The sequence below is a fragment of the Bacillus sp. EKM208B genome (genome assembly GCF_011800725.1).
Lineage (GTDB): Bacteria > Bacillota > Bacilli > Bacillales > Bacillaceae > Bacillus > Bacillus velezensis.
This window is the reverse complement of record NZ_JAANHO010000003.1, coordinates 199098-221593: the sequence shown is the minus strand read 5'-3', so window position 1 is coordinate 221593 and position 22496 is coordinate 199098. Positions and strand designations below refer to the sequence as shown.

25 protein-coding genes and 1 riboswitch are annotated in these 22496 nt (G+C 47.6%); of the genes, 12 read left to right on the top strand and 13 right to left on the bottom strand.

Going from position 1 to position 22496, the window contains the following annotated elements:
- Nucleotides 1-158: 158 nt before the first annotated feature.
- Nucleotides 159-701 carry an MFS transporter gene (locus G9F75_RS06530; protein WP_003155082.1) on the bottom strand — a complete coding sequence of 181 codons (543 nt, stop codon included), beginning with the start codon at nt 699-701 and terminating at the stop codon, nt 159-161.
- Nucleotides 698-2134 carry an FAD-binding oxidoreductase gene (locus tag G9F75_RS06525; RefSeq protein WP_110124637.1) on the bottom strand — a complete coding sequence of 479 codons (1437 nt, stop codon included), beginning with the start codon at nt 2132-2134 and terminating at the stop codon, nt 698-700. Before G9F75_RS06525 ends, G9F75_RS06530 begins: the two co-directional genes overlap by 4 nt.
- A gap of 185 nt (nt 2135-2319) precedes the next feature.
- Here G9F75_RS06525 and fosM point away from each other — a divergent pair, with 185 nt between their 5' ends.
- Nucleotides 2320-2763, top strand: a complete 444-nt coding sequence (gene fosM / locus G9F75_RS06520; protein WP_007409139.1) for a FosM family fosfomycin resistance protein — start codon at nt 2320-2322, stop codon at nt 2761-2763.
- Between the two features lie 108 nt (nt 2764-2871).
- Here fosM and G9F75_RS06515 read toward each other — a convergent pair whose 3' ends face one another.
- Nucleotides 2872-3180 carry a metal-sulfur cluster assembly factor gene (locus G9F75_RS06515; protein WP_003155088.1) on the bottom strand — a complete coding sequence of 103 codons (309 nt, stop codon included), beginning with the start codon at nt 3178-3180 and terminating at the stop codon, nt 2872-2874.
- Between the two features lie 62 nt (nt 3181-3242).
- Nucleotides 3243-4010, bottom strand: coding sequence for a prolyl oligopeptidase family serine peptidase (locus G9F75_RS06510; protein ID WP_007409140.1), 768 nt, complete (start codon nt 4008-4010; stop codon nt 3243-3245).
- Between the two features lie 120 nt (nt 4011-4130).
- Here G9F75_RS06510 and G9F75_RS06505 point away from each other — a divergent pair, with 120 nt between their 5' ends.
- The 3 genes from G9F75_RS06505 (at nt 4131) to G9F75_RS06495 (ending at nt 5375) form a co-directional block, all read left to right on the top strand.
- Nucleotides 4131-4943, top strand: a complete 813-nt coding sequence (locus G9F75_RS06505; RefSeq protein ID WP_007610550.1) for a Cof-type HAD-IIB family hydrolase — start codon at nt 4131-4133, stop codon at nt 4941-4943.
- A gap of 85 nt (nt 4944-5028) precedes the next feature.
- The gene (locus G9F75_RS06500; RefSeq protein ID WP_003155094.1) at nt 5029-5178 is read left to right on the top strand and encodes a hypothetical protein; all 150 of its coding nucleotides are present in this window, start codon (nt 5029-5031) and stop codon (nt 5176-5178) included.
- Nucleotides 5178-5375 (top strand): DUF3813 domain-containing protein, encoded by a 198-nt coding sequence (locus G9F75_RS06495; RefSeq protein WP_003155097.1) that lies wholly within the window; start codon nt 5178-5180, stop codon nt 5373-5375. Before G9F75_RS06500 ends, G9F75_RS06495 begins: the two co-directional genes overlap by 1 nt.
- Before the next feature lie 36 nt (nt 5376-5411).
- Here G9F75_RS06495 and G9F75_RS06490 read toward each other — a convergent pair whose 3' ends face one another.
- Complete coding sequence (locus G9F75_RS06490; RefSeq protein ID WP_007409142.1) at nt 5412-5873, bottom strand: BsuPI-related putative proteinase inhibitor; 462 nt, start codon at nt 5871-5873, stop codon at nt 5412-5414.
- 14 nt (nt 5874-5887) lie between these two features.
- Nucleotides 5888-6730 carry a YitT family protein gene (locus G9F75_RS06485; RefSeq protein WP_007610547.1) on the bottom strand — a complete coding sequence of 281 codons (843 nt, stop codon included), beginning with the start codon at nt 6728-6730 and terminating at the stop codon, nt 5888-5890.
- A gap of 125 nt (nt 6731-6855) precedes the next feature.
- Between G9F75_RS06485 and G9F75_RS06480 the strand changes: the two genes are divergently transcribed.
- Both G9F75_RS06480 and G9F75_RS06475 read left to right on the top strand, forming a co-directional pair.
- Nucleotides 6856-7707, top strand: a complete 852-nt coding sequence (locus G9F75_RS06480) for a DegV family protein (protein ID WP_167409035.1) — start codon at nt 6856-6858, stop codon at nt 7705-7707.
- A 48-nt stretch (nt 7708-7755) separates the two neighbouring features.
- A complete protein-coding gene (locus G9F75_RS06475; RefSeq protein ID WP_003155105.1) occupies nt 7756-7878 on the top strand; it encodes a hypothetical protein in 123 nt (40 codons plus the stop codon).
- A gap of 48 nt (nt 7879-7926) precedes the next feature.
- Here the strand turns inward: G9F75_RS06475 and cypC are convergent, their stop codons facing one another.
- From cypC to G9F75_RS06455, 4 genes are all read right to left on the bottom strand, one after another.
- Nucleotides 7927-9177, bottom strand: a complete 1251-nt coding sequence (cypC, locus tag G9F75_RS06470) for a CYP152 family fatty-acid peroxygenase CypC (RefSeq protein ID WP_167408975.1) — start codon at nt 9175-9177, stop codon at nt 7927-7929.
- Nucleotides 9178-9309: 132 nt separating this feature from the next.
- A complete protein-coding gene (locus G9F75_RS06465; RefSeq protein ID WP_072177115.1) occupies nt 9310-10959 on the bottom strand; it encodes a methyl-accepting chemotaxis protein in 1650 nt (549 codons plus the stop codon).
- The gene (locus G9F75_RS06460) at nt 10956-11933 is read right to left on the bottom strand and encodes a BMP family lipoprotein (protein WP_072177114.1); all 978 of its coding nucleotides are present in this window, start codon (nt 11931-11933) and stop codon (nt 10956-10958) included. The genes G9F75_RS06465 and G9F75_RS06460 overlap by 4 nt, the downstream gene beginning before the upstream one ends.
- 170 nt (nt 11934-12103) lie before the next feature.
- A complete protein-coding gene (locus G9F75_RS06455) occupies nt 12104-13000 on the bottom strand; it encodes a CvfB family protein (RefSeq protein ID WP_170936341.1) in 897 nt (298 codons plus the stop codon).
- 99 nt (nt 13001-13099) lie between these two features.
- On the opposite strand from G9F75_RS06455, the gene G9F75_RS06450 reads away from it, so the two are divergent.
- The 5 genes from G9F75_RS06450 to G9F75_RS06430 all read left to right on the top strand — a co-directional run bounded on the left by G9F75_RS06450 (nt 13100) and on the right by G9F75_RS06430 (nt 17765).
- Complete coding sequence (locus G9F75_RS06450; RefSeq protein WP_014417389.1) at nt 13100-13591, top strand: YajQ family cyclic di-GMP-binding protein; 492 nt, start codon at nt 13100-13102, stop codon at nt 13589-13591.
- Between the two features lie 100 nt (nt 13592-13691).
- Nucleotides 13692-13813: riboswitch (SAM riboswitch) on the top strand.
- Nucleotides 13814-13902: 89 nt separating this feature from the next.
- A complete protein-coding gene (locus G9F75_RS06445; protein ID WP_014417388.1) occupies nt 13903-15744 on the top strand; it encodes a bifunctional homocysteine S-methyltransferase/methylenetetrahydrofolate reductase in 1842 nt (613 codons plus the stop codon).
- 82 nt (nt 15745-15826) lie between these two features.
- Complete coding sequence (locus G9F75_RS06440; protein WP_007409151.1) at nt 15827-16267, top strand: GNAT family N-acetyltransferase; 441 nt, start codon at nt 15827-15829, stop codon at nt 16265-16267.
- Nucleotides 16268-16490: 223 nt separating this feature from the next.
- Nucleotides 16491-17117, top strand: a complete 627-nt coding sequence (locus G9F75_RS06435; protein WP_088056528.1) for a pentapeptide repeat-containing protein — start codon at nt 16491-16493, stop codon at nt 17115-17117.
- A 153-nt stretch (nt 17118-17270) separates the two neighbouring features.
- Entirely contained in the window at nt 17271-17765 is a 495-nt protein-coding gene (locus G9F75_RS06430; RefSeq protein ID WP_022553575.1) for a DinB family protein, read from the top strand.
- A gap of 45 nt (nt 17766-17810) precedes the next feature.
- On the opposite strand, the gene iolX is transcribed toward G9F75_RS06430, so the two are convergent.
- The 3 genes from iolX to G9F75_RS06415 all read right to left on the bottom strand — a co-directional run bounded on the left by iolX (nt 17811) and on the right by G9F75_RS06415 (nt 20991).
- Complete coding sequence (gene iolX / locus G9F75_RS06425; protein WP_017417427.1) at nt 17811-18842, bottom strand: scyllo-inositol 2-dehydrogenase; 1032 nt, start codon at nt 18840-18842, stop codon at nt 17811-17813.
- Nucleotides 18843-19065: 223 nt separating this feature from the next.
- The gene (locus tag G9F75_RS06420) at nt 19066-20091 is read right to left on the bottom strand and encodes a LacI family DNA-binding transcriptional regulator (protein ID WP_121984153.1); all 1026 of its coding nucleotides are present in this window, start codon (nt 20089-20091) and stop codon (nt 19066-19068) included.
- Between the two features lie 36 nt (nt 20092-20127).
- Nucleotides 20128-20991 carry an AraC family transcriptional regulator gene (locus G9F75_RS06415; RefSeq protein WP_044053084.1) on the bottom strand — a complete coding sequence of 288 codons (864 nt, stop codon included), beginning with the start codon at nt 20989-20991 and terminating at the stop codon, nt 20128-20130.
- A 122-nt stretch (nt 20992-21113) separates the two neighbouring features.
- On the opposite strand from G9F75_RS06415, the gene G9F75_RS06410 reads away from it, so the two are divergent.
- Complete coding sequence (locus tag G9F75_RS06410; RefSeq protein WP_022553576.1) at nt 21114-22481, top strand: MATE family efflux transporter; 1368 nt, start codon at nt 21114-21116, stop codon at nt 22479-22481.
- Nucleotides 22482-22496 lie beyond the last annotated feature (15 nt).

The window sequence follows — 22496 nt, the reverse complement described above, 5'->3', positions numbered from 1 at the left end:
CTTCTTGGTTTTTGTGAAATTATTTAACATTATAACATGAATAAAAATTAATTCAATTGTATATTTAATATTTTTTCATTCATTTTCCATCTGTTTTCGCTGACAAAAAAACCCCCTCTCGTTCGAGGGAGTTCCATAAGAAAAACAGGCTGATCGGATCAGCCTGTTTTCTTCAGCATCATCAGCCCGCTTATAAAAAACAGCACGGAGCTGGCGTAAAAAATAATATAAACCGTAAAGAAATCAGCGAGAAACCCGCCGAGAATAATGGCGGCAGCTGAAAATACGGCCGTCCAGAAATGATAGCTGCCGACTTTTTTTCCCCGCTCCCCGCCGTCGGTGTAATCGGCGATCATGATTTTCTCGCCGTGTTTTTGCATCGCGCCGAACAGGCCCAAAAGCACCTGCACAACATAAACCTGGTGCACGCCGGTAATGTGCGGGAGCGTCAGAAGAAGCACCGCCATCCCCCACGAATTTGCCATAAGGAACCAGCGGGGGTCCAGTCTTGCCGACAGCCGGCCGAGCAGCGGATGAATCAATGCGCCGCTCAGGCCGAACAAGCCGTATGAGAGACCGAATTGCGTGTAGCTGGAACCGATGTTTTTAATAAATAAAATATAAAACGGAAAGATCAGGCTGCCGGCAAAAAAGACACTGCTCTGAGACAGGATCAGCCATTTTAAATGGTTGTGTTTCATGATTTGTACCTCTGATAAAAATAATTCATAAACAAGTCATCCGGATCATATTTGTGTTTTTTCTGAAAGAACATATCGCTTTTCGGATATGCCTCGCGCATCTGCTCTTTCGTTTGGTACAGCATATACGGGAGATAATAACTGCCGCGGTGGCGCAATGCCGTATCCGTCATTTTTCTGACAATCCGCGCCGCACTCGCCTGGCCGTCTTTTGAAAACCCTTCATTGATTAAAAGGACGAGTGAAAACATGTCTTCCTTTGCGTATGACAGATCGGCTTTTTCATTTTTTTGCACGTAGCGGATCGTAATATTTACGAGATTGAGATCTTCATGTGACAGCGTCTTGCGTAAATCATGAATGTACGGCGCAAATTCGCCGACGGGCACGAAGTATTCTTGTAGCACGTCGGTGTTGTCCGTGTTTTCATATTCCAAAAATTTCGATTCTGACCGCATGACATTGTTCCTGGAGACTTTCACGCCGTTTTGGCTGAGAAAATAAGACTGCTGGGTTGACCAGAACCAATTTCTCCCCCAGTCATACCGGCGGGAGAGGCCGAGCGCGAATTTCGTCAGCGCCGGATGCTCATCTTCTTTCAGTTCATTGTGCTGCTTTAATTCTTTCTGATTGTCTGAGAGCGTGTAATCAGTCACATACATGTCATGCAAAAAGCCTTTATCCCCTGTTGCGATCCGTGCGAGATGCATGCGCACGGCGGGGTTGCGCTGAACATGCTGCGTAAAATATTCACTGTATGTATCAGCGTTCATGCGTTTCGTTTTCATTTCATAAAGTTCATCATCCGTCAGCTCAATATCCGCGTCAAGGATGACGCCGAACAGGCCGTAGCCGCCGATGACGGCTGAAAACAGGTCATCTTTCGGAGTAACGGTGATGACTTTGCCGTCCGCCTTTAAAAGATGAAACGATTTGACCGTATCAATCAGCGAACCGTACCGGATATCCCGGCCGTGGGCGTTGGCGCTCAGTGAGCCGCCGATCGTAAAAATGTTTTGCGATTGCATGACTTTTACCGCGAGCCCGTACGGATTGACATAGCGCTGAATATCATTCCACGTCGCTCCCGCCTGCACTCTGATGATTTTTTTCTTTCGGTCGAGACCGAGTATTTTGTTGTAGCCCGTCATGTCGAGAACGATACCGTCTTCATAATACGTCTGGCCGCCCATTGAGTGCTGGGCGCCTGCGATTGAGATCTTCAGATGCTTTCTCTTTGCTTCCTTAATGGTTTCGATCAATGTTTCTTTCTCTTTTCCTTTGACCGTCTGCTTAATTTTCACGGGCATGAGACGGCTGACATCCGTCATTGTCCCTGCCTGCTGCTCCGGCTCTTTGTGAAAAGCGGAAACAGCGAACAGCGCCGTATAAACAAGAATGCTAAGGATAATGAGAAGTAATTTTTTCTTCATGGGTTCCTCCCTCGCATGCAGCCGGTCTATTATATCATGCCTTACGTCCGTTTTTTTCCTTTTTAACCCGATACCGGAAAACACACGGCATAAAAAATCCACAGAAATCCTTAAAATGATTTTTTAGTCAGTATATAATCGATATATATGCAGATGTATTACCAAAGGGATTGTTTAAAACAAACATGTTAAATGAGGTGGGGAAAATAAACATAAAAGGAATCAATCATCTTCTTTTTTCTGTTTCAAATTTGGAAAAATCTATAGAATTTTATGAAAAAGTATTTCATGCACAACTCCTGGTTAAAGGGCAAAAGACAGCATATTTTGATCTGAACGGGCTTTGGCTTGCACTTAACTTAGAGGCGGATATACCAAGAAATGAAATACATAAATCTTATACGCATATGGCCTTTACAATTGATCCAAAAGATTTTGATGCAATACATCAAAGATTAAAAAATCTAAATGTAAATATATTAAATGGGCGTCCAAGAGATAAACAAGATCAAAAGTCAATTTATTTTACTGATCCCGATGGGCATAAATTTGAATTCCACACAGGCACACTCCAAGACAGACTGTCCTATTACAAAAAAGATAAACCTCATATGAAATTTTATATATAAAGGTTTGTTTGCGATCCAAAACAAACCCTCACTGTCGCTTATATGCAGACAAAAGAAAAGCACCTCCAAACTTTAGGATGTACCTAAAATCCGAGGTGCATTTTCTTATTACTGAATCCCTAATGCGATTTTTGCGTAGCGTGACATTTTGTCTCTTGTCCACGGCGGATTCCAGACGATGTGGACCTCCGTCTCTTTTACATCCGGAATGTCGGCGAGCGCTTTTTTCACCTCGTCGACGATGATCGGAGCGAGCGGGCACCCCATTGATGTCAGTGTCATCGTAACGTGCGTCAGGCCGTCGTCATCCATATCAACGTCGTATACAAGGCCGAGATTGACGATATCGACGCCGAGCTCAGGGTCAACAACCTGCTCCAAGGCGCCCATGATGTTTTCTTTTAATGCTTCTTCCACGTTCCATCACTCCTTTTTCCTCAGTATAACGTAAAAGCGGGTTTTGTTAACACCTTTGTGCTTTATAAATGCTTATCGAACCAGGCGACGGTTTCTAAAACGGCGTATCTCGGGACTTTATGGTCAGCCCGTTCGTCTTTCAGAAACTGAAGATGGTCAGGCCGGCTGCTGTAATGAGGTTTAATCGTTTCATAAAAGCCGCGGGTCGGTGCATACGGAACGACTTTGTCTTGAACGCCGTGCCAGAACAGCAGCGGGCGGCTCCGGAGTTTTTCCGGTTCCAGACTGAGATCAAACGGTTTGAGCCGCGCAAACAGTTCATCGACCTGTTCTTTTGTGACGTCAATGTCGATGTCCTGCTTTTGAATGTGGTCAATCTGCTGCTGAAAAAACGCCGTATAGTTCGGGCTTCCCATCAGGCTGACGCCGGCTTTGACCCAATCATACGCGGCCATCGCGCCGAATGTCGTAATTCCGCCCATTGACGTGCCCGCAAGACCGATCCGCCCGTCTTCAATCAGACCGCGCGCTTCAAAATCCTTTTTCAGCACGTCAAGCTCCTCGATTTCATTTAATACAATGTCCCAAAAATGGACGGCGAGCTCTTCTGCTGACAGCTGTTCAGCGCGTTCACCGTGGTAAAGAGCTTCCGGCAGCACCGCCCTGAAGCCCTTTTCAGCAAGCAGGTAAGCGAAATGAAGATTATGCTCCTTCGCGCTTGTAAAACCGTGAATAAAGAAAACAAGGGGAGCGGGACGGTCCCGATTTTCTTCTTTTACAATATGTAAAAACGGAATGCCTGATACGGTTTGATGATCAATAAGAATCACGTTGACTCCCTCCTTAGGATAACCATAATCATAAGTGTAACATGTAGACAATAAAGATGGTAAAAAGCTACACTGTACATAAGAGAAAAACAGCAAATTACATGACAAAAGGAGTTATTTATGGAGACAAAACCTTACCTCATCGCTTTAGATCTGGATGGAACCTTATTAAAAGATGATAAAACCATTTCCCCTGAAACGGCGCGGACGATTCAGACGCTGAAAGAAGCGGGTCATCATGTCTGCATCTCAACCGGCCGCCCTTTCCGTTCCAGTTCGATGTATTATGACGAGCTCGGGCTGACAACGCCGATTGTCAATTTTAACGGGGCATTTGTCCACCACCCGAAAGACGAGTCATGGGGACGATACCACACGTCCTTATCTGTCGATGTGGTCAGACAGCTTGCCGAACTTACAGAGACCTATCAAATACATAATGTGCTCGCTGAGATCATTGATGATGTGTACTTCCATTATCATGATGAGCATTTAATTGAGGCGTTTCATATGAATACGGCGAATGTCACATTCGGCGATCTGCGCGAAACAGTCCAAGAAGATGTGACGTCCGTATTGATACATGCAAAGGAAGAGGACGTCGCGGACATACGCGCGCATTTATCCGATGTGCACGCCGAGGTCATTGACCACAGAAGATGGGCGGCTCCTTGGCATGTGATTGAAATTATTAAACACGGGATGAATAAAGCGGTCGGCCTGAAGAAAATCAGCGACTATTACCAAGTGCCGAGAGAACGGATCATCGCGTTCGGCGACGAAGACAACGATCTTGAAATGCTCCGATTTGCCGGGTGCGGCGTAGCGATGGGAAACGGCACGGATGAAGTCAAACAGGCCGCCGACCGCGTCACGGGATCAAATGAAGCGGACGGAATCGCCGAATTTTTAAAATCCTATTTCTCCCTGTGAGGTTTTGCCGCTCATAACACAAAGCCTTCCGCCCATACTAAAACAGACGACTCATCTCGTCTAAATATGGAAGGGGGACATTGCAATGGGTAAACGAAACAAATCAAAACGGTTTATTCAGCAAGGCAAGGACTCTGTCAGTCTTCATGACGCAAGATTTCCATATCGGTCTACATTAGAGGAAGCACAGCATGATGCAGCAAAAGATTCGGCTGAAAGGCAGGTTGACTTTTAATGAGAAACGAACTGTTTTCTCAAGCCAAGTCATTTGTCCAGCAGGCCGTCATGATTGCTAACGGTTTCGAGGACGGCGATCAGGAAAAAGCCGTCTCACGCGCCAAAAACGCCGTGTCTTCCGCGTACGCCAATTCGACGGATGCAGAACGTCAGCAGCTGCACCAATTTCAGGATCAGCTGGAGAAATTGCAATAAAAAAAGGCGCCCCGTTTAGACGAGGGCGCCGCTTTTTCATTTCACTTCAAATGTTTTTACCGTTTTCAGTCTTTTTCCGATCTGATCGGACTTCCCTAAAAACGTTACCGTCACCGTGTATGTTCCCGGACCGGGCACGTTTTTCCACACATCTGAAAAGTCATACGTTTCATTCGGCATTAAGGTCACGGTCTGAAACGCCTGAGTAAACATTTTGTCTTTTGAATAGCGGTACAGTTCTTTGTGATGTTGGTCATGTACGGTCAATTCGAATTTCTGCCCTGAGCTGAATGTGAAATCGATCGGGCTGCCGCTCTTGTTTTTTAAAGACATTTGAAATTCGATCTGCTGATCCGTCTGCACAGGGTTTACGGCTAATTCCGCTTGCTGTTCATTCATCTCTCCGGATACCTCCTCAGCGGGCTCCTTCTGCCCGGATTGACTGCTGCATCCGATCAATAAAATGACCGGTAATAACAGGCCAAACAGCCACTTCATTCTATCCGCTCCTATCAGTCTTTTCTGAAGAAACCAAAGATCCCCGTCGTTTGCACGATGTTTGTGAAGGCTTTCGGGTCGACTTCTTTCACGATTTTCTCAAGGTCATACAATTCGTACCGCGTGATGACGATGATCATCATTTCTTTCTGTTCGTTTGTGTAAGCGCCTTTTGCCGGCACCGTCGTAATGCCGCGGACCATTTTCCCGTAAATCGCTTCTTTGATTTCATCGGCTTTTTTCGTAACGATCATGGCGGTCAGTTTCATGTGGCGGGTGTGAATGGCGTCAATCACCCTTGTTGTGACATACAGAGCGACAAGGGTATATAATGCTTTCTCCCATCCTTGCAATAATCCTGCCGTCAAAATGATAATCCCGTTCAAAATGAAGAAATATGTGCCGACCGGTTTATCCTTCCATTTGGCCAGCACCATCGACACGATATCAAGACCGCCTGTCGAAGCGCCGAATTTCAGCGTTAAACCGATGCCGATAGCTGAGATGACTCCTCCGAATACGGTATTCAGAAGAATATCGTGCGACAGTCTCATTTCCGGGAGAATTCCCATAAAGACGGACGTCATCGCTACGCTTAATATGCTGTATACGGTGAATGATCTGCCGACTTTCAGCCACCCTAACACACCGATGGGAATGTTTAAGAGGAACATGAGAACTCCTGTCGAAATATAAAAGGGGGCGTATTGATCAACGACGCTTGACAGCAGCTGGGCGACACCGGTAAAACCGCTGGCATATACATTCGCCGGTATCAGGAATAAATTCAGTCCCGCCGCATACAGAAACGCGCCGATGACGACGATTGCTAATTTTTTTGCTTGTTCTAGTACCATGGCTTGCTCCTCCGCTCATTTTCATTATTAGCTTTTCCCTTAAAACAAAGTTTTGAACACTATTTTGCCACATTTATATGATATAGTTGGCATCACTCTCACCATTCGGAAAGAAGGGAATTATGATGACAGTTCACCTTATTGCTGACAGCGCCTCTGACCTGCCGAAATCTTATATTGAAGAAAACCGGATCGGGTTCATTCCGCTGCACGTAACACTTGACGGAAACGAATATGAGGACGCGGTCACCATTCAGGCGGATCATATATTTCAAGCGATGCGGGACGGGAAAGTTCCGAAAACATCCCAGGCATCACCGGATACGATAAAAAAAGTATTTTTACAATACGCGGAACTGGGAGAACCGGCGATATACGTCGCCTTTTCCTCAGGTCTTTCCGGCACCTATCAGACGGCCGTAATGATGGCCAATGAAGTAAAAGAGGAATTTCCCGATTTTGATTTACGGATTGTAGATTCCAAATGCGCTTCATTGGGCTGCGGCCTCGCGGTGATGCACGCGCAAACACTCTGTGTTAACGGGAATACAATACAAGAAATCGAAACGTCTGTAAAGAGCTTTTGCGCACGGATGAAACATATATTTACGGTCGATGATGTCGCTTATCTCGCGCGGGGCGGCAGAATTTCAAAAACGTCCGCTTTTGTCGGGGAGCTTTTGAACATCAAACCGATTCTGCATGTGGATGACGGCAGGCTCGTGCCGCTCGAAAAATTGCGCGGACAAAAGAAACTGTTTAAACGGATTATAGAAATGATGAAGGAAGAAGGCGGCGATTGGGCGGATCAAACCGTGGGAATCAGCTATGCAGATAATGAAGAGACGGCGCTTCGGATGAAGGAAATGATTGAAGAAGCGTTCCATCCGAAAGAGATCATTCTTCATTCAATCGGCTCTGCGATCGGCGCCCACTCCGGGCCGGGCACGCTCGCGATTTTTTTCCTGAAGCCATAATTTCAATGCGGGCGGGCATCCTAACGGACAGAAGGGAGGCTTTGCCGCATGAAAGATGATGACAAAAAACCGTTGGACAATAACGCCGTAAATCAGAAAAAGAACCGGCTTGCCGAAAAAAACCGGCAGGCGGGAAAAAACCAGAATTCCAAAAAACCGGACCATCTGTAAAAGCAAAACAGCCCTCTTGTCTTAGAAGAAAGAGGGCTGTTTTTTGTTCTATATGCGTCTAACATCACTTATCACGAATCCGCTTTCAGGCAATGCCGGCATTCTGGACAGGCTGAAGCTTAAATCTTGGGACGGAACATCGTACTCTATTTCATTGGCAAGAAACGCAAGGGAAGTTTTCATGACTTCCACGGTCATTCCCTCACCCGGACAGCGGTGGCCGTTAGCCGGATCACCTCCGCCCTGGGGAATGAAATCAAATTTATTTTCCTCCCGCCCCTGAAAACGTTCCGGGCGAAATTCATTCGGATCCTCCCAAAGCCGGGAATCATGGTTTGTCCCATATAGGTCAAGCATGACGGATGCACCCTTTTTAAACTCACAGTTCTTCCATACGAAATCTTTTTTCACAACGGCTCCTAAAAACGGGGCAAACGGGTAATACCGCCGAACTTCATGTGCAAATCTTTCGGCCTCCTGATCATCTCTCGATCTCAGTTTGCCCCGATATTCAGGGTAATCATGCAATGCAAGAGCTGAAAACGTAATGAAGTAAGAAATGGCGGCAATCGGGCGCAGAACATTAATAAGCTCAACAGAAGCCATGTGAGAATCAAGTCTGTTCCCGTCAAGTTCTGTATGAAAAGCCATTTCATACAAGGCTGAGCCCTCCGGCGTTTGCAGCTTGCCGGACCGCACATCCTCAATGACCTCCTCTATCCATTTCTCCGTTTTCAGCCTCGCCCTTCTGCCTTTCCAATGACGCGGTCCGACAGCGCCGAATGCGTCTACCATATCGGTGAAATCCTCCGCCCGCTCTTTCACTTCTGAGTCTTTCAGCGGGACGCCGGCCCACTCACAGGCAGCCCGGCACAGCACTTTCTTCGCTTCATCAAAAAGGACAATTCGGTTTGAACCCTCCCACATTTCCGCAGATGCTTTCCACTGTTTTGCCACCGCTTCCGCAAGCCGTTTTTGCCGGGGCGGCGTCATCAGCGACATAAATAGAAGCTTCCTGTGCTTATGCCGTTCACCGTCCATTGCCTGGATTGCCCCTGTTCCGAATAACGTTTTCTGCACCCGTTTGGGGAGGGCCTGCTGCCGCTGAAATCGTTCTGTGTCATAAAAAAGCTTTGCGGCTTCCGCTCCGCTCATACAAATGAATGTCTTCCCTAATAAACGGGCGCGAAACACATCTGAGCGATAAGTCTCCGCTCGTTTTTTCACAAATACATAACCATCGCGTAATAAAGCCAGACTATTATCAAGACCCTTTTCATGCGGAATTTGTTCATCCATCCCGATTCCTCCCTTCTTTTTTCACCTTTCACGAAAAAGAATAAATATAAACACATGTATATTCAGTATTTGTGTTTCATTCAGAAGTTACTCATGTCAGGCTGCAAAAATCAGGGGCGGGGCAAAAGCCCGTTACAAAGTAAACCGGCGGACCTGATCGTTTAACCGCTCTGTCAGGCTCACCAGATTATTGACGCTTTCCGCCATTTTATGAAAAGAAGACAGCTGCTCAAGCGCGGAGGCAGAAATCTCTTCGCTTCCTGCAGCCGTTTCCTGAACGACGGCGCTGATGCTTTCGGCATGATGCAGCACTTGCTCACCAAGCTGTTTCGATTCGATGATCCGTCCGTCCAATTGAGTAAGCTCCGCTTTAATATGGGCGGCTTTTTGTTCAATATGGACGAATGATTCTGATGTTTTCTCCATCAGCTCCTGCTGTCTGTCCGCTAAAGCGACGCCGGTCGTGACAGCTCCGGTAATAGATGTGATGCCGTCTTCAATTTGCTTTACCATATCGAAAATCTGCGCTGTCGCTTTGGCTGATCCGTCTGCGAGCTTCCGTATCTCCTCGGCAACGACGGCAAATCCTTTTCCGGACTCGCCTGCTCTGGCCGCCTCGATTGCGGCGTTTAATGACAGCAGATTGGTCTGGCCCGCAATGTCAGAAACGGTCTGCGCCATCATACTGATGCCTGCCGCATGTTCTATGAAGAGATCGGCGGCTTCGGAAATCTCTTTTGATGTCTCATTGCTTTTATCAATGGCTTGCTTGGTCTCGGCTAAAGCACCGCGCCCCGCAGCCACCGCCGCAATCGTCTCTTCGCTGCTTCTCGTCGTTTGTTTTGAACGTTCGGCGTTCGCCTTTGAATGTTCATCCATTTGTTCAATGAATTGCACCGCATGCTGCAGATCTTCTGAAATGGTTTGGGAGCCTTGCGCCATTTCTTCCGTTGACACGGACACCTGCTCGGTCATGTCCTTCAGCGTCTGGTTTTCCTTCGTCAAACCTTCCGCAAACGTCTCGACTTCACGGCCGACCTCTCCGATCGCCTGAATTAAGGTGCGGAGCTGTTCAGCCATCATTCCGAATGAGTCATTCAGCTCTTTCAGTTCGTCCTTCCCTTTATAATCAAGCATTTCAACAGCAAGGTTCCCTCCCGCAATACGACGGGCATTTTCAGCCATACGGCGTATCGGCCCTGCAATTCTCTTCGTCAGCCTGATGGAAGATATGACGGTAACAGTAAGTATCACGATGGTCAGCACGGCTGCGCTGTAAACGATAAACTGAATCTGGTCAGCCGTCTGCTTCTGCATGTCTTCATAGTGATCCCGGCTTTTCAGATTCAGCATATAAATATCATTCAGAAGACCGTTGATGCGGGCCGCCGTCCTTGTCGCTTCAGCCGGGCTTTTCGAATCAAGAGCAGCGTCCGCCTCCGCCTGCCACGATTCGTATTTTTTGGCGAGTTTGTCATAAGCGGCTTTGTCCGCATCGTCCGTCATCGTTTTTTTGAGCGCCGCCAGTTTGTCTGAGCTGCTTTTCATATAGCTTCGCACATCTTCTTTCTGGGCGTCTGCGAGCGTATAGGAATAGCCGGTGATGCTTTCTTTTAACGTATTAAGGTCAGCTTTTGCTTCCTGGACGTTTAACAGCGCGTCCACTTCATCTTCATTTGAAGCCTGAATCTTCATCATGTTTACGATGGTAAAGCCGATGACGGCGGCGAAGCAAATCATCGTAACGGCTGCGTTAACGAGCAGCCTTGTCCGTAATGTCACTTCAGATCGCCTCCTTTTTCAATCAGGCTGTTTTTCATATCCGTGATCTTTTTCGCCAGCCCGCCTGCGTTTTTGACAACTCTGATCTTGGCTAATTCCATGCCGTTTTCCTTCAGTCCGTAAACGATCTCACCGCTTTTGATCTCCTTGTTGTCTTTTAAATCTTTCGCCAATTCATAGATGACATGGTCGACATTTTTCACTAAAGAAGAAATAACGGCGTGCTCGGCGGTGTAATATTGATCGCTGTCAACACCGATGGCGTATACTTTTTGCGCCTCCGCTTCTTTCAGTGCGCCGACACCCGTGAAGCCGGCCGCCGTAAACAGGACATCGGCTTTTTTTCGGATCATGTTTTGGGCGATGCGCTTCCCGAGCTTATCATCATCAAACGTACCGCTGATGTCCGACAGCACGCGGATTTTCGGTTTGACTGATTCCGCGCCTTTCAGATAGCCTTTTTTAAACCGTTTAATGACGTCGGCATCTGAACCGCCGATAAATCCGATCGTGCCGGTTTTGCTCGTCATAGCCGCCAGCGCTCCGGCTAAGAAGCTTCCTTCATCCTCTTTAAACGTGACGGAGGTGACATTATCCAGGTCTGATACGGAATCAATCAGCACAAACCGCTGCTTCGGATATTTTTTGGCGACCTTTTCTAAATCCGCCTGCATGCTGTAACCGAGCCCCACAACAAGATCATTGCCTTCCCGGACAAGCTGGGTCAGTCCTTTTTCGTATGTACCGGTATCTTTTATTTCCCGGTAATCAAATGTGATGCCGAGCTCGTCTCTCGCTTTCATCAAACCTTGAAAGCCTGAATCATTAAATGATTGGTCGCCGAGGCCGTTGTCTGTCAGCATGATGCCGATTGTTTTCGTTTTTTCGGCCGCCGTTTCCTCAGATTTGCCGGCACATCCCGCCGTGCTGAGCGCAAGCAGCAGTACAGCCGCAAATATCGCCATTTTTCTCATTGAAACTCTCCTTTTGTTTTTTCTATAGTTATATATCGGTTCGGATGTCAGAATATTTTATTTCAATAAAATATGTATGTTCGGCAGGGTGTTAAACAAATGAGGAATATAGCAGCTTTTGAGAAAATAAAAAACATCGGTTTTGGTTCACCGATGTTTTTGCAGAACATTTATTGTTTTTCGTATGTCCAGCCGTCTTCCTGATAGACCTTGCCGTTTTTCATCAGATGCCCGAGCGCCCGCTTAAAGGCGGCTTTGCTTAAATGAAACCGTTCGCGGATATCGTCAGGATGGCTTTTGTCTCCGTAAGGCATCGCGCCGTTTCTTGATCTCAGATAGGTCAGAATTTCTTCCGCGTCAACCGAAAGCGCATCCTGCTTTCTCGGCAGCAGGGACATGTTGACGGAGCCGTCTTCCTTTACCTCGATGACACGCCCTGTCACGCGGCTGCCGAGTCTCGGCTCTTCTTTTCTTTCTGAAGGGTGAATAAACGCGCGGATGCCTTCATCGGTAATCAGAAAAGAGCCTGATGCGATCAGTCTGTACACCGTGCCTGTCAGGTCTTTATTCATGACGTCTTCCTCTGCATCCGTAAATAATTCACTGATGATATCCTCAGGCGCCGGTTTGGCAAACATGCGCCCGCGGCTTGTCACCTTCAGCATGCAATACAGTCTGTCTCCTTTTTGCGGCCAGACGGATTTGTACGGAGGCAGGTGCTCCGTTGCGACGAGCGCGTCTTTTGACAGACCGACGTCGACGAATACGCCCATATCTTCCACAGCGTCCGTCACTTCCACCCATCCGTAGTCATAAAAGCTGATGAGCGGCTTTTTCATCGTCGCCGCGAGTCTTTCCTGATGATCGACGTAAATAAATACGTCCACTTCATCTCTGTCTTCGATATCCTCTGTGATTTCACTGTTATGTAAAAGAACCGTATCCTCGCCGTCAGTTAAAAAATAACCGAAATCGGTTTGGTGATCTATACTAAGCGTGAGCTGCTGCCCTGGTCTCATGTTATCGTCCTTCCTGATTCGCCCGTATGAGGCTGATGTTTTTCTCATTTTTTCCAATATGCATAAATTCATGCTTTATGCTGTTGGACATTTCTCTTTATTCTACTATAATCAACTCATAAGTGAAATGTTATAGGAGGTTTTCTCATGGCAAAAGAAAGTTCTTTTGATATTGTATCCAAAGTTGAATTTCCCGAAGTGCAGAATGCGATTCAGATGACGCTGAAAGAAATCGGCACGCGCTATGACTTTAAAGGATCGAAAAGCGATGTGAAGTTAGAAAAGGAAGAACTTGTCCTGATTTCTGATGACGAGTTTAAACTGAATCAGCTCAAAGATGTGCTGAGCGGCAAGCTGATCAAACGGGACGTGCCGACGAAAAACATTGAATACGGCAAAATCGAAAATGCAACTGGAGGCACGGTGCGCCAGCGCGCGAAGCTTGTACAGGGCATTGATAAAGACAATGCCAAAAAAATCAACGCGGTGATTAAAAACTCCGGCTTGAAGGTCAAGTCGCAGATTCAGGACGACCAAGTGCGCGTCACCGGAAAAAATAAAGATGATCTGCAGCAGATTATTGCAGCCGTCCGCGGAGCAGACCTGCCGATTGACGTTCAATTTATTAATTTTAGATAAATTATGTGATTCCTATTGATTATTGTCTCTATTTTCGGTAAATTTGGAGAAAGGGATTTTCACAGTTAAGTTTTGGAAACCCATGACAATTACATGAACGTTCTTATCAAGAGAAGCCGAGGGACTGGCCCGACGACGCTTCAGCAACCGGTGTAGTGGTTTACCCAAACCATGACCAAGGTGCTAAATCCAGCAAGCTAAAAACAGCTTGGAAGATAAGAAGAGAGACAAATGATTACAAAGTCTTCTTCTTAAGAAGACTTTTTTTATTTCTCTTTTTTCCTTGCTGAATGTGATGAAGGAGGCAAACAATGGGACTATTACAAGACTTAGAAGAACGGATTTTAATCGGGGACGGCGCGATGGGCACTCTCCTCTATTCCTACGGCATTGACAGATGTTTTGAGGAACTGAACGTATCAAAGCCCGAAGAAATCAAGCGGATACATAAGGCTTACGTGGAAGCCGGGGCAGACATCATCCAGACAAATACGTACGGCGCGAATTTTATTAAGCTCTCAAGATACGGACTTGAGGATGAAACGAAAAAAATCAATCAGGAGGCGGTCAGAATCGCGCGCGCTTCCTCAGACGGCGCTTATGTATTGGGAACGATGGGCGGCATCCGCACCTTTAACAAAAACGCCTACAGCCTGGAGGAGATTAAACGCAGCTTTCGGGAGCAGCTTTATTTATTGCTGCACGAAGAGCCGGACGGTCTGCTTCTGGAAACATACTATGATTTAGAAGAGGCGCGTGAAGTGCTGAAGATCGCGAGAAAAGAAACGGAACTTCCGATTATGCTGAACGTATCCATGCACGAACAGGGCGTTCTGCAGGACGGAACGCCGCTTCGGGAAGCCCTCAGGTCCATTGCCGATCTCGGCGCTGACATAACGGGAATCAATTGCCGGCTCGGCCCGTACCACATGATTGAAGCGCTCACCGAAGTGCCGATTTTCCGTGACGCTTATTTATCGGTCTATCCGAACAGCAGCCTTCCGTCTTTAGAAGAAGGCCGGCTTGTTTATGATACGGACGATGCCTATTTCCGGGAGAGCGCCGTACAGTTCCGCACTCAGGGCGCGCGCATTATCGGCGGCTGCTGCGGTACGACGCCAAACCATATCAGAGCCATGGCTGAAGCGGTCCGCGGACTTTCTCCCGTCACTGATAAAGAAGTGAAAATCAGACGGGAAGAGGAAGTCATCTCAGTCCGTAATGAACGGACCGAGCCTGGTTTAAACGAAATCGCCGCTCAAAAACGGTCAATTATCGTAGAGCTTGATCCGCCGAAGAAATTGAATTTTGACAAATTTCTGCAAGCGGCGGCTGAATTAAAAGAAACCGGCATAGAAGCGCTGACGCTCGCCGACAATTCATTGGCGACACCGCGGATCAGTAATGCCGCGTGCGGTTCATTGCTGAAAGAGCGCCTTGATATCCGTTCTCTCGTTCACATTACATGCAGAGACCGCAACATCATCGGCCTTCAGTCACATTTAATGGGGCTGGATACGCTCGGGCTCACCGACATTTTAGCCATCACGGGTGATCCTTCAAAAATCGGTGACTTTCCGGGGGCTACCTCCGTCTATGATTTAACGTCCTTTGATTTGATCAGGCTGATTAAACAATTCAACGAGGGCATTTCTTTATCAGGGAAACCGCTCGGCAAGAAAACGAACTTTTCCGTAGCCGGAGCATTTAATCCGAATGTCCGCCATCTTGATAAAGCAGTCAAACGGCTGGAGAAAAAAATCGAGTGCGGAGCTGACTACTTCGTGTCCCAGCCTGTCTACTCGGAGCAGCAGCTCATTGACATTCATCATGAAACGAAGCATCTCAAAACACCGGTGTATATCGGAATCATGCCGTTAACGAGCAGCCGCAACGCAGAGTTCATTCATCATGAAATCCCGGGCATTAAGCTGTCAGACAGCATCCGCGAAAAAATGGCGCTCGCCGGCGAAGACAAGCGAAAGCAGAAAGCCGAAGGCCTCGCCATCGCCAAGTCGCTTCTCGACACGGCGTGCGAACTGTTTAACGGAATTTATTTAATCACCCCGTTTCTCCGTTCTGATTTGACGTCAGAGCTTGCAGCTTATATTAAGCAAAAGGATGAAAAGCGGGCTGATGTATATTTGCATTGACGCGGAAGAGGCCGCCTGATATGACAGGCGGCTTTTTCATGGTACGATACAGAAAAAGAATCAAGCAAAGGAGGATTTTTTCATGGTTGAAGTAAAACCCATCACCGCAGAAGACACATACGCGATCAGACACAGCGTGCTGCGCCCCCATCAGACGATTGAGGATTGTAAATATGATCAGGACAGCGTCAAAGGAGCCTTTCATCTCGGAGGTTTTTACGACGGAACATTGATCAGCATCGCTTCTTTCTACCCGCAGAACCAGCAGGCTTTACAGGCAGCGCCCGCCTACCAGCTGCGCGGCATGGCGACGCTTGAGGAATACCGGACGCAAAAAGCGGGAAGCACGTTAATCGCCTATGCGGAACGGAAACTGGCAGATATGGGGGCGGCGCTTGTCTGGTGCAACGCCAGATGTCACGTAAAGGGATATTACGAAAAGCTCGGCTGGAAAAGCACGGGCAGCCCCTTTGACATACCCGGCATCGGCCCGCATGTGATCATGTATAAAGAACTCGCCTGAAACAGACAAAAGCCCTCTTATCAGGGCTTTGTTTTTATCTTTCAGTGGGCGGATGACGTTCAAACGGAATGAAGCTTTTATAAGCGCCGCTATTGACGCGATCCCGCTTTGATATTACCCTTTGTTCAGTAAGCAACACGCCATTCGGCAAGGGTGGCAGGGTCGAAAGCGATATCTGCCAATTGCCGGTTTCAGCTATTATGTTTAGAAAAGGGAGTACGAGATGAATACGATCCAAAAACCGAAAATCCCGAAAGAATTGCCGGTGCTTTCTTTTACTGAAGCGCTTCAGGACGACCTCATAAAAGAAGTCGTCATAGAAAACGCCGTGATAAACGGCAAACTGGACGGCCTGCGCGCCGAAAAAGTCATTTTCAGAAACACCGTTTTTACGGATGTCTCTTTCAGACATATGGAATGTACGGATGTCCTGTTTGACAAATGTGATGTCTCAAACGCTGATTTCAGCGGAAGCATCATCCATAGAACGGCGTTTCAGCATTCAAAACTTCTCGGCTTGAATCTGGCGGATTCCGCCATGCGTCATGTACGGTTTGAAGACTGCCTCGCACATTACAGCTCCTTCAGCTATTCCAATATGAAGCATGTACGGTTTGACACGTGCGGCCTATCAGAAAGTGAGTGGAATGATGCCGTTCTTGAATACACAGATCTTGACGTCTGTGATTTGAACGGCGCAAACTTCATCGGCACGTCTCTTTTTAATATGGATATCAGCACGTGCACATTTGATCATCTGCACGTCTCGCTTGATAAGCTGAAAGGATGCCGCATCTCTCCGTCTCATGCCGTGACATTCGCAGAAGCGCTCGGAGCCATTGTGACGTGATCTTTTATTAAACGAAACGGCGGGCGGCATCCTGAATAAATGCTCGGCATTGGTGATGTGGGGTGCTGCTTTTTATTTTGCGGCGCTTTTGTTTCGATAAAAGGAATTCGGCCAGGTCATGTTGAATGTACGGAAGGAAGAGGGGGAATTGGAATGTCAGACATTTTAAAGCTGTATCACTACCACAGATGGGCAAATGAGCAGGTTATTCAGCATCTGAAGACCCTGCCCGCGGCAAGCTTACAGCAGAAACTGGATAGTGTTTTTCCGACTGTGAACGCCGTGCTTGTGCATATATACCGGGCTGATTACATTTGGCTTCACGTGCTTTACGGAGAAACTTACGAACAAATCGTCTCGCAGTTTGATCAATTTGAAAAGCTTGACGGAGATTTTGAGGCGATTGAACATAGAATGACTGAACTGGACAAAGAATACAGCGAATTTTTAAGAGAATTGGAGAACACGGAAGGCCCGATCTCCATTTCTCATCCGCGCATGGGAACGCTCCGGACGACATATGCCGATGTGATCCGGCATGTTGTGAATCACGGCACATACCATCGCGGCAATATAAGCGCGATGCTTCACCAAATGGGCTATAAAAGCGTGCCGACTGACTACATTTTTTTCTCATACGAATCATAAAAAAGCAAAGGCCTCCCGGGCCTTTGCTTTTTCACTTCGAATCTATCATAGTCCGGCATAGCCGAAGGCGCCCGGGGTAAGCTTTACAGGCCTTCCGGTTTTAAACGATTCCGTCGCGGCGATCCCGATTTCTAAGTTAATCGTGGCATCGACGTCTGTCACAATCGGCGTTTCCCCTTTTTTCACACATTCGGCAAAGTGCTCAAGCTCCAGACGGTAAGCGTCTTTAAAGCGGGCTTGAAAATCCGGAATAATTTCGTAGCTGCTGCCTGACTCCGTTAAAATGGTGACATGGCTTTTCCGCAGCGTTCCGACCAAGATGCTTCCCGCCGTCCCGATAATTTCGGCGCGGATATCATGCCCGTACGGAGAATTTCGGCTTGCCTCCACATCGCCGGCCGCGCCCGAATCAAATTCAAGATACGTTAATGCCTGATCAACGTCGCCGCACTCCTCCATGAACGGGTGCTTTAAAATTCTCCCGTGCCCGCAGACGGACGTAACTTCGGCATTCATGAGATATCTCGCGATGTCGTAATCATGAATCGAACAGTCAATGAAAAGCCCTCCGCTATGTTTGATAAATTCCGCGGGCGGTGCGCCTTGATCTCTTGTAAATCCTTTATAATAAATGGGCCTGCCGATTTCCCCGGCGTCGATTCTTCTTTTCGCGTCGGCGTATGCCGGATCAAACCGCCTCATAAAACCGACCTGGCAGATGACGCCCGTTTCTTCGATTTTTTTCATGACTTCTTTAGATTCCTCAAGACTCAGGGTGAGCGGCTTTTCAACAAAGATGTGCTTGCCGTTTTCAGCAGCCTTCATGATCATTTCCGCATGTGTGCTTGTCGGTGTGACAATGATGACGGCGTCAATCGTGTGATCTTCCAACAGGTCATACGGATTCTCCGTCCATTTGGCGATTCCTAATTCTTTCGCACACGCTTCCGCCTTTCCCTTCATCGGGTCACAGACGGCCGCAAGCTCGGCTCCCCGCACTTCGCTGACTAAATGCTTCGCATGAAAATACCCTAATCGTCCTAATCCCAGCACCGCACATCTGACTTGATCTGTCATCTATCACCGCTCCTTTTTTCTTGAGGCCGCATGCCGCAATGGCGCAAGCGGTTTCCCTTATTAAACAGAAATCATCATTTTGAAAGCGCTTTATTTATAACCCAAGCTGTTTGCTTTCTTTTCTGTAATCCGCAGTATATGCGCAAGCGCTTTCTCAAATCTGTTTTAATTTTACAATGCTTTTCTCTCGTTTGACAATGTTTTTCACAGAAAAAAACGCGCCTTATCGCTGAGGGCGCGTTTTTGCCGGTGCCGTAGAATGCCTGATGACGAGTTCCGGAGATAAAATGATTTTGCTTTTTGTTTTTTTCTTCCCTTGAATCTCATCAATGAGAAGTTCAACGACACGCCGTCCCATTTCGCGTATGGGCTGAGAAATCGTCGTGAGCGGCGGTGCCGTCATTTCAGCGAGAATGGTATTGTCAAAGCCGATGACCGACAAGTCTTCCGGCACCCGAATGCCCCGGGAGCGCGCCGCCTGTATCGCCGCGCATGACAAGACGTCATTAAAGGCGAAAACGGCGGTCGGAAGGTCTCTGTCAAACAGCTCGCCCGCTGCCTGTTTTCCGCTTTCCAGCGAATATTCCGTCGGTATGATCAGCGATTCATCTAGTGTCATCCCCGCTTCCCGCATCGCTTTTCGAAAGCCTTTGATTCTGTCTCTTTCACCCGTCGTCGAACCGTTGCCGACGATACAGGCAATTCTTTTATGGCCTAAAGATATGAGATGCTCAGCCGCCGTATAGCCGCCGAGAAAGTCATCGATAATGACGACGTCCATCGGCGCGAGCGGTTTATCCTGCGTAATCATCGCAAGCGGGATGCCCGATTTCACCATATCATCAAGCGCTGTGACGCTGTCATCATGATCAAGTCCCGTCGCGAAAATAATGCCGTCCGCCTGCTTCTGCCGCAGCATCGAAAAATACTTCGTTTCTTTTTCAGGCTGATAATCGGTGCTACAGATAATGATATGAAACCCAAGTACACCGGCACTGTCTTCAATGCTTTTCGCCAGTTCCCCAAAAAACGGGTTTGAAATATCCGGGGTGATCAGGCCGATCATATTCGTCTTTTTGCCCGTCAAAGCGGATGCGTGAACATTCGGATGATAGTCCATCTCCTCCATGACACGGAGCACCATCCGGCGGGTTTTGTCACTGATCCTCCCCGTATTGTTGATGACCCGCGAGACCGTCGAGATAGAGACGCCCGCTTTTTCGGCCACGTCGTAAATTGTCATTTTCATGCTTACCGATCCCTCTTTTTGTTCTCTGGTATTAGGTCAGTCCGTTTTCCGGCTTACGAATTTGCGGTATTCAAGCGGCGAAATGCCTTCAATCTGTTTAAACAGTTTGGAAAAATAGGTTGGGTCCTCCATGCCGATGGCGTCCGCGATCGCCCCCATTTTGTCATTGGTTGCGGACAAAAGACGTTTCGCCTCCGTCATTCTGACTTTGTTCGTATACTGGCCGGGCGTGACGCCGAGCACCTGCTGCATGCAGCGGGTCACGTAGTCTTGGTTGTAATGAAGAGCCGAAGAGAGCGCTTTGATGGTTGTTTTCTCCTGATAGTGCTCCTGCAGGTACCGGGCGGCCTCCCATGCGACTCTTTCCTTTGCGGACGGGATTTGGAACGCTTCTTTCTGAAGATGGAGCAGCAGCTCTTCAAACAGAATCTGCTTTCTGAGCGGCAGATCGGAGTTCTCTGCGCTGTCATCGGTCAGCACACTGAATTGCCCGGCCATAAACTGCGGGCGTCTCACCTTCCCTTTTTGCGGCAGGGACAGGCGGTAGCGGGACGGCTCTTCAAAGCTCCCTTTTTTTCGCCTCAGCTCCGACCAGTTGTTCCCGGTTGTTTCCGTCACCTCATAATCCGCTCCTTCAAAATGAAGCCACGAATAGGATGTCGTTTCTTCACTGCCTTTTGTCCCGTAATGTTCAAGCCCGGGAGAAAGCAGAATATATTCTCCCGCTTCAACGGAAAAGGCGTTTTCGTCTTCTGTAATGTAGAGGACGCCTTCTTTCACATACAGCAGATCAAACACCGGGAAGACCCGTCTCACATGGGTTTCGCCTTTTTTGAACACTCCTTCTCCCGCAGCGATAAAGACCGGGAACGGAGGAACTGTGAACTCGAGAAAGGACATATTTTCGGCCCTCCTTTTTAAGTCGGATTTTTGCAAGAAGTTTCGTTTCTCTCCCTTTTTATTATAAGAAAATGGAGGTACACTTTTAAACGTTGATTTTGTCAGGAAAGGGGTTAAAAGAAATGAAACAAGCGATTTTAAAACGGGCTGCGTTCAAACAATCCTCTGATCACAAACTCTCATTATACGCGCTGACTTGGCCGATATTTATTGAGGTTTCATTATATATGTTTATGGGAAACGCCGACACTCTTATGCTTAGCCAATACTCTGACAACAGTGTGGCGGCCGTGGGTGTCAGCAATCAGATTTTAAATTTAATTATCGTGATGTTCAGCTTTATCGCTACGGGTACGACAATTGTGATTTCACAGTTTTTAGGATCTAAACAGAAAAAAGAGGCGCAGGAAGTGGCTTATGTATCAATAGGAGCGAACTTTGTCATCAGTCTCGCCATCAGCGCCGCCATATTTTTTGCGGCCGTTCCGCTGCTTCATGTGATGGGTCTTTCCAATGAATTGATGCCGGATGCCAAAGTCTTTTTGCAGGTGGTCGGCGGGCTGTCCTTCATTCAGGCTTTGATTATGACATTCAGTGCCATTTTAAAAAGCTACGGTCATACGAAGGATACGATGTTCGTTACGATCGGGATGAATATTTTAAATATTGCCGGAAACTTTCTTGTCATTTTCGGGCCGCTCGGCCTTCCGGTGTTAGGCGTCGCCGGTGTTGCGATGTCAACGTCCTTTGCGCGGATCATCGGACTGATCGCGATGGTTGTGATCGTCAAAAAACGCATCGGACTCGGTCTGACATGGCAAAAGATTTTTCACGTCCATAAAGAGCACTTGCGGAAACTCCTGAAAATCGGGATTCCGTCTGCCGGCGAACAGCTGTCTTACAACATTTCACAAATGGTTGTCACTTATTTTATCGCCATTATGGGCGCTCAGGCGCTTACAACAAAGGTTTATACGCAAAACATCACCATGTTTATCCTGCTGTTCGGAACGGCGATCAGCCAGGGCACACAGATTTTGATCGGCAGATATATCGGCGCCAAACGGTTTGACGACGCTTATGACCGCTGCATGAAAAGTCTGTACTGGGCGCTTGGCATTGCCGCTTTGACATCCGTGATCATGACCTTGTTTTCAAAGCAGCTGATCGGAATTTTCACAAGCAGCCCTGACATTATTGCGACGGCGAGCATGCTGATCGCCATGACGATCATTCTTGAGCCCGGCCGTTCATTTAATGTCATTATCATCAACTCGCTGCGGGCTGCCGGAGATGCAAAATTCCCCGTTTACATGGCGATGATTTCCATGTGGGGTATCGGACTGCCTCTCGCTTATCTGTTCGGCATCCATTTCGGATTAGGGCTTATGGGCATCTGGATTTCATTTATCGCGGATGAATGGGTCAGAGGCATTCTTATGTACAGAAGATGGCGGTCGCGGATTTGGATTCAAAAAGGGATTGCATAAACGCCCGAAGCTTCG

Excerpts from the sequence above, each read along its gene's own strand:
- G9F75_RS06530 (WP_003155082.1), bottom strand. The coding sequence starts at position 701 with ATGAAACACAACCATTTAAAATGGCTGATCCTGTCTCAGAGCAGTGTC.
- G9F75_RS06525 (WP_110124637.1), bottom strand. The coding sequence starts at position 2,134 with ATGAAGAAAAAATTACTTCTCATTATCCTTAGCATTCTTGTTTATACG.
- fosM (WP_007409139.1), top strand. The coding sequence starts at position 2,320 with ATGTTAAATGAGGTGGGGAAAATAAACATAAAAGGAATCAATCATCTT.
- G9F75_RS06505 (WP_007610550.1), top strand. The coding sequence starts at position 4,131 with ATGGAGACAAAACCTTACCTCATCGCTTTAGATCTGGATGGAACCTTA.
- G9F75_RS06500 (WP_003155094.1), top strand. The coding sequence starts at position 5,029 with ATGGGTAAACGAAACAAATCAAAACGGTTTATTCAGCAAGGCAAGGAC.
- G9F75_RS06495 (WP_003155097.1), top strand. The coding sequence starts at position 5,178 with ATGAGAAACGAACTGTTTTCTCAAGCCAAGTCATTTGTCCAGCAGGCC.
- G9F75_RS06490 (WP_007409142.1), bottom strand. The coding sequence starts at position 5,873 with ATGAAGTGGCTGTTTGGCCTGTTATTACCGGTCATTTTATTGATCGGA.
- G9F75_RS06485 (WP_007610547.1), bottom strand. The coding sequence starts at position 6,730 with ATGGTACTAGAACAAGCAAAAAAATTAGCAATCGTCGTCATCGGCGCG.
- G9F75_RS06480 (WP_167409035.1), top strand. The coding sequence starts at position 6,856 with ATGACAGTTCACCTTATTGCTGACAGCGCCTCTGACCTGCCGAAATCT.
- G9F75_RS06475 (WP_003155105.1), top strand. The coding sequence starts at position 7,756 with ATGAAAGATGATGACAAAAAACCGTTGGACAATAACGCCGTAAATCAG.
- cypC (WP_167408975.1), bottom strand. The coding sequence starts at position 9,177 with ATGGATGAACAAATTCCGCATGAAAAGGGTCTTGATAATAGTCTGGCT.
- G9F75_RS06460 (WP_072177114.1), bottom strand. The coding sequence starts at position 11,933 with ATGAGAAAAATGGCGATATTTGCGGCTGTACTGCTGCTTGCGCTCAGC.
- G9F75_RS06455 (WP_170936341.1), bottom strand. The coding sequence starts at position 13,000 with ATGAGAAAAACATCAGCCTCATACGGGCGAATCAGGAAGGACGATAAC.
- G9F75_RS06450 (WP_014417389.1), top strand. The coding sequence starts at position 13,100 with ATGGCAAAAGAAAGTTCTTTTGATATTGTATCCAAAGTTGAATTTCCC.
- G9F75_RS06445 (WP_014417388.1), top strand. The coding sequence starts at position 13,903 with ATGGGACTATTACAAGACTTAGAAGAACGGATTTTAATCGGGGACGGC.
- G9F75_RS06440 (WP_007409151.1), top strand. The coding sequence starts at position 15,827 with ATGGTTGAAGTAAAACCCATCACCGCAGAAGACACATACGCGATCAGA.
- G9F75_RS06435 (WP_088056528.1), top strand. The coding sequence starts at position 16,491 with ATGAATACGATCCAAAAACCGAAAATCCCGAAAGAATTGCCGGTGCTT.
- G9F75_RS06430 (WP_022553575.1), top strand. The coding sequence starts at position 17,271 with ATGTCAGACATTTTAAAGCTGTATCACTACCACAGATGGGCAAATGAG.
- iolX (WP_017417427.1), bottom strand. The coding sequence starts at position 18,842 with ATGACAGATCAAGTCAGATGTGCGGTGCTGGGATTAGGACGATTAGGG.
- G9F75_RS06420 (WP_121984153.1), bottom strand. The coding sequence starts at position 20,091 with ATGAAAATGACAATTTACGACGTGGCCGAAAAAGCGGGCGTCTCTATC.
- G9F75_RS06415 (WP_044053084.1), bottom strand. The coding sequence starts at position 20,991 with ATGTCCTTTCTCGAGTTCACAGTTCCTCCGTTCCCGGTCTTTATCGCT.
- G9F75_RS06410 (WP_022553576.1), top strand. The coding sequence starts at position 21,114 with ATGAAACAAGCGATTTTAAAACGGGCTGCGTTCAAACAATCCTCTGAT.